We start from the raw sequence: 5,192 nt of genomic DNA on the forward strand, positions 1-5,192 counted from the left end.
AAAAGCCTATTTCCCCCTGTATGTGATCTCGTAAATATTTGTTACTTTCCCTTCACAGAGCCTTTTAAGTCGCTTTATACTCGAACCGTAGTGTGCAAAAAATAAACAGTTTTTGCATCACACCAAAATTTATATTTGCGCGTTCCCTCTATCGACGCGAGGTTACCACCTCTTACGACTTGTTTGAGTAGTCGTGGTCATAAGCCAGTATATATTCAAACAATCGTAAGTTATTCTGAGAGGATAGCATCATGTTTGAATTACTGGATCAACACCAGGTCAATGAGCTGCACGTCAGATATGACGTTAGTAGTGGTCTCAAGGCATTTATTGCCATTCACAATACCGTTCTTGGCCCAGCACTAGGTGGCTGCCGTTTTATTAAATACCCAAGTGAATCACACGCCCTTCAAGATGCGCTGAACTTAGCTAAAGGCATGAGCTACAAAGCTGCCTTGGCAGAGCTTCCTCAAGGCGGTGGCAAGTCGGTCATCATGGTTCCTGATCGTCACTTTGATCGAAGGTCATTATTTAGTGAGTTCGGGCGCTTTGTTGAATCCTTAAACGGTCGGTATATTACTGCGATTGACTCCGGCACCAGTGCGAGAGAAATGGATATTATTCAGACTGTGACATCTCATGTTACCAGTACGAGTGATGCTGGTAACCCGTCAAGTTATACCGCTGCTGGTGTATTTGAAGGAATAAAGGCAAGCGTCAATTTCAAGTTAGGAACAGAAAGCTTAAAAGGTCTACGTATTGCTATTCAGGGAATTGGCAATGTTGGTTACGAACTTGGTTTGCTGCTCGCAGAATCTGGTGCAGAGATTGTTGTGGCTGATATTAATAGAGAAAGGGTTGAGTCCGCCTTAAGAGAGTTTGCAAGTCACGCAGTCAGTCCTGAGCAGATTGTTCAGGAGCCATGCGTTGTCTTTGCCCCCTGCGGTTTAAGTAATGTCATCAATGAGTCTTCCCTTGAACGTTTGAGCTGCCGAATAATTGCCGGGTCAGCAAACGTTCAATTAGCGAAACCTGAGCTTGGGCAGCGCCTGCATGAAAAGGGAATATTGTACGCTCCCGATTACGTGATTAACTCTGGAGGTTTGATTTATGCCTCGCTAACCCACAGTGAGTCTTTGCGTTCGGACTTTGAGCTGGTTTCAAGAAATGAAGTTTTACAGGCCAGAATACATGAAAAAATATTGCAGATAGGTCGAACCTTAGAAGAGGTTTATCAAGGCTCAAGCTCAAAAGGCAGGGCAACAAGTGTTGTTGCCGACCAGCTAGCCGAAGAAAAATTGACTCGTCTTCAAGACTTTGCAGCATAGAGGAGGCGGTATGAAATCTTATACTTTTGAAGAAAACCTTAGGTTTGATGTAAGTTTTTCGAAATTTCTTGGCGATGACGGGCAGCTTAAGCAGTCTTTACCGGATTCTCTACTGCTCAAAGAAGAAATGCTAAAAGCTTATGAAACGATGGTTTTGATCAGAGCTTTTGACCATAAGGCTATCGCTTTACAACGAACTGGCAAGCTTGGAACTTACCCTTCAGTTCTAGGCCAGGAAGCAATTGGTACGGCCATTGGTATGGCGCTCAGCCCAGATGATATTTTTGCGCCTTATTACCGCGACTTCGCTACCCAATATTTGCGAGGGGTGTCTTTAAAAGAGATGTTGATGTATTGGGGAGGCTTGGAACGTGGTAGTGATTATAAATCATGCCCAAATGATTTCCCTGTTTGTGTGCCAATAGCGACACAATATGGCCACGCTGCCGGTGCAGCTGTTGCTCTGAAAACCAAAGGCATACATCAAGCATCTCTTGTTACGTGTGGTGAGGGCGCGACCTCGAAAGGCGACTTTCTCGAAACACTAAATCTGGCAGGGGCGTGGCAACTACCCTTGGTAATGGTTGTAAATAACAATCAATGGGCTATTTCGACCCCCCGCGATATTCAGTGCGGCGCGCAAACGATTGCCCAAAAAGCGATTGGCGCCGGGATTGAGGGACTGGTTGTTGATGGTAACGACTATTTTGCCGTGCGTCATGCAGTCAATATAGCACTGGAGAAAGCCTACGCAGGTAAAGGTGCAACGCTTATTGAAGCGGTGAGTTATCGCTTAGGGGATCATACTACCGCCGATGATGCTTCACGTTATCGCAGTGATTCTGAGCTGAAGTCAGCCTGGGACAAGGAGCCTATTTCAAGACTAAAAACTTTTTTACTGTCTAAAGGATACTGGTCGGAATCCAAGGAGAAAGAACTTCTCATACGAATTAAGAAGAAAATTAGTGAGGCTGTTGAAGCCTATCTTATAGAGGAGGATGACGTACCTGAGGCGATGTTTGATTATCTCTTCGAAACACTACCTGAGCCACTGCTTGACCAATACGCGCAGGTCAAATTGCTTGGTATGAAAAACACTAAAAAAATAAGCCCGCAATGTGAAGGGACAAGGTTTGAAAATACCGACGCTCAGGATAAGTTGAAGCCAGTTGATATGGAGGGGCATAGCCATGAATGATATGAATCTTACTAAAGCAATAGATGACTGTGCTCCTGAAAGTGTTGGCGCATCGAAGGTCTGTATTATTGAGGCCGTTAATATGGCATTGCATCGCGCAATGGCAGAAAGTGAAGAAGTGGTTGTGCTTGGCGAAGATGTTGCTGTTAATGGCGGTGTTTTTCGCGCAACGGAGGGCTTGCGAGAAGCATATGGTGTGCGTCGGGTTATGGATACACCACTAGCTGAAACGATGATTGCAGGCATGACTATAGGAATGGCAGCTCAAGGCCTGCGTCCGGTTGCAGAAATACAGTTTATGGGCTTCATTTATGCTTCAATGGAGCACTTGGTTAGCCATGCTTCACGTATGCGTAATCGCACACGTGGGCGCCTTTCTTGCCCCATGGTTATTCGCGCCCCCTATGGCGGGGGAATTCATGCACCCGAACATCATAGTGAAAGTACCGAGGCAATGTTTGCGCATATTCCGGGTATTCGGGTTATACAGCCTAGCTCTCCAAAAAGGGCTTATGGACTGCTTTTGTCAGCGATTCGTTCCAATGACCCTGTTATATTTTTGGAGCCAAAGCGCATTTATCGTTTATTTCATAGTGAGGTAAAGGATGATGGCGAAGGCTTGCCATTGGATAAGTCCTTTCTATTGCGTCAAGGAAGGGATATGACTTTAGTTTCATGGGGTGCGAGTATAAATGAAACTATGCAAGCGGCAAGTTTATTGGCTAGGGATGGGATTGAGTGTGAGGTGATAGACGTTGCCAGTATTTCTCCTATAGACCACGACACTATTATCCAGTCGGTTCAAAAAACTGGTCGCTGCATAGTTATTCATGAGGCGCCAAGAAGCTGTGGGCTGGGTGCGGAGATTGCAGCAACGGTTTCTGAAAGAGCCTTCCCTTACTTAAGGGAACCCGTGGCGAGGATCACTGGTTATGACACGGTAATGCCATATTTTCGTAACGAATCAAGCTACCTGCCTGGCGTAGAGCAAATAACTGAATTGGCAGCGGTGATGTGCAGGGCCGTAACACCGGTTGACGCAGACGGAAACAAGGAGGCTTAGCTATGAGCAAATTTTATCTACCTGATCTCGGTGAAGGCCTCCAGGGTGCAGAAATTATTGAGTGGAAGATTAAGCCTGGCGATATGGTCTTGGTTGATCAGTTGATTTTAGTTGTCGAAACGGCAAAAGCAATTGTGGAAATTCCATCTCCTGTGGAAGCTAGAATCGGGAAAATTCACTGTAAAGCGGGCGACATGGTTGATGTGGGTTCAGTGTTATTAGAATACACTGAGAAGGAAAATGCTGAGTCCCCGATAGGTAAAGATACTTCGATATCGGAGTATCTAGGCGTCTCTCAAAATGTGCAAAAGAGCGTATCGGTCGTTGGAAGTTTGCAAACTGCAGAAGGTGAAAAGGATGTCGATCAATATGAGGATATGATTGTTGATCATGCCAGCCCGCCTGACAGTGCGCTTTTAAAGCAGAAACAGACTTTAAATGCTCCGCCTTCTGTCAGGGTCTTTGCAGAAAAAATAGGCCTGACAGAACAGCTCAGTGAAAAGTCTTATGGGATGCTTACAGAGAAAGGAATTCTGGAAGCTCATTACAAGAAGAATGAGCTGAAAGGAAGTTCTCCTGGGAGATGTAGTGATTCAATCACTAAATTAACAGGTGCCAGGAAAGTCATGGCGCAAACGATGAGTAAATCTCATGAACAAATTCCAGCCGTAACGCTGTTCGATGATGCCAATATTTGTACTTGGAAGAAAAGTGAGGACATCACGCTCCGATGTATTAAAGCACTTGTCTTTGCGTGTATGAAGGAGCCAATACTCAATGCCTGGTTTGATGAGGAAGCTTTAGGTATTCAGTTATTCGAAGATATTCATTTAGGTGTGGCGGTTAATTCCGCGCAGGGTTTATACGTTCCGGTGATTCGAAAGGTGCAAACTCTAGACGATGCTAGAATCAGAAAAATCATGAAGAAACAGATTCAATCAGTTCATGACCGTACGATTAAGCCTCAAAAGCTACTTGGTGCAACGATTAGTCTAAGCAACTTTGGCTCGTTAAGCGGGCGTTACGCTACACCTATAATTGTTCCGCCACAGGTTTCGATCATGGGTGTGGGGAAAATTCGTGATGAGCCTGTCGTTGAAAACGGACAGATAAAGGTTGGTCGAGTTATGCCTATATCGCTGAGCTTTGATCATCGCGCAGCCAGCGGTGCAGAGGCGGCCAGGTTTATGCAGGCTTTTATCGAGTCGTTAGAGTCTTAAGGGCTCTCTGGTGCTTTGTTTCTCTGAGTGATCTACAGAGTTTCAAGTCTATACAAGTGATTGACCAAGGTCTCGCTTTATGTGAATGTGGTCTTGCGTTTGTGCAGTAGTCAATACCGCACAATAGATAGGTACTCCACAACAATAGACGAGACTTTTATGGATACAGTTAGAATTATCTATCCCGCTATCGCGATGTTTTTATTAACCTCTTTTTTAGTTTTTAAACTAGGGTTAACACGCTTTGCGGCAATTAAACGCGGTGAAGTTAGTATGAAGTACTATCGTTCATACAATGAAGGGCAGGAGCCGCAAAGGCTCCATATTCTCACTCGCCATATTCATAACCACTTTGAGGTACCACCCTTATTTTATGTTGGGGT

At 45.0% G+C, this 5,192-nt stretch carries 5 protein-coding genes; all 5 read left to right on the forward strand.

Annotation, left to right across the window (positions count from 1 at the left end; genetic code table 11):
• Positions 1–251: 251 nt before the first annotated feature.
• Positions 252–1,328, forward strand: coding sequence for a Glu/Leu/Phe/Val dehydrogenase dimerization domain-containing protein (locus tag A3756_RS05445; RefSeq protein WP_068553033.1), 1,077 nt, complete (start codon positions 252–254; stop codon positions 1,326–1,328).
• 10 nt (positions 1,329–1,338) lie between these two features.
• The gene (gene pdhA, locus A3756_RS05450; protein WP_068510584.1) at positions 1,339–2,526 is read left to right on the forward strand and encodes a pyruvate dehydrogenase (acetyl-transferring) E1 component subunit alpha; all 1,188 of its coding nucleotides are present in this window, start codon (positions 1,339–1,341) and stop codon (positions 2,524–2,526) included.
• A gap of 1 nt (position 2,527) precedes the next feature.
• Positions 2,528–3,589 (forward strand): alpha-ketoacid dehydrogenase subunit beta, encoded by a 1,062-nt coding sequence (locus A3756_RS05455; protein WP_068553035.1) that lies wholly within the window; start codon positions 2,528–2,530, stop codon positions 3,587–3,589.
• Between the two features lie 2 nt (positions 3,590–3,591).
• A complete protein-coding gene (locus A3756_RS05460) occupies positions 3,592–4,809 on the forward strand; it encodes a dihydrolipoamide acetyltransferase family protein (protein WP_068553034.1) in 1,218 nt (405 codons plus the stop codon).
• 159 nt (positions 4,810–4,968) lie between these two features.
• Positions 4,969–5,192 (forward strand): MAPEG family protein (locus tag A3756_RS28625; protein ID WP_368664572.1); only part of this gene is annotated, 224 nt, incomplete at its 3' end.

This window comes from Oleiphilus sp. HI0086 (genome assembly GCF_001635225.1).

Coding starts and splice junctions, on each gene's coding strand:
- A3756_RS05445 (WP_068553033.1), top strand. CDS start 252: ATGTTTGAATTACTGGATCAACACCAGGTCAATGAGCTGCACGTCAGA.
- A3756_RS05455 (WP_068553035.1), top strand. CDS start 2,528: ATGAATCTTACTAAAGCAATAGATGACTGTGCTCCTGAAAGTGTTGGC.
- A3756_RS05460 (WP_068553034.1), top strand. CDS start 3,592: ATGAGCAAATTTTATCTACCTGATCTCGGTGAAGGCCTCCAGGGTGCA.
- pdhA (WP_068510584.1), top strand. CDS start 1,339: ATGAAATCTTATACTTTTGAAGAAAACCTTAGGTTTGATGTAAGTTTT.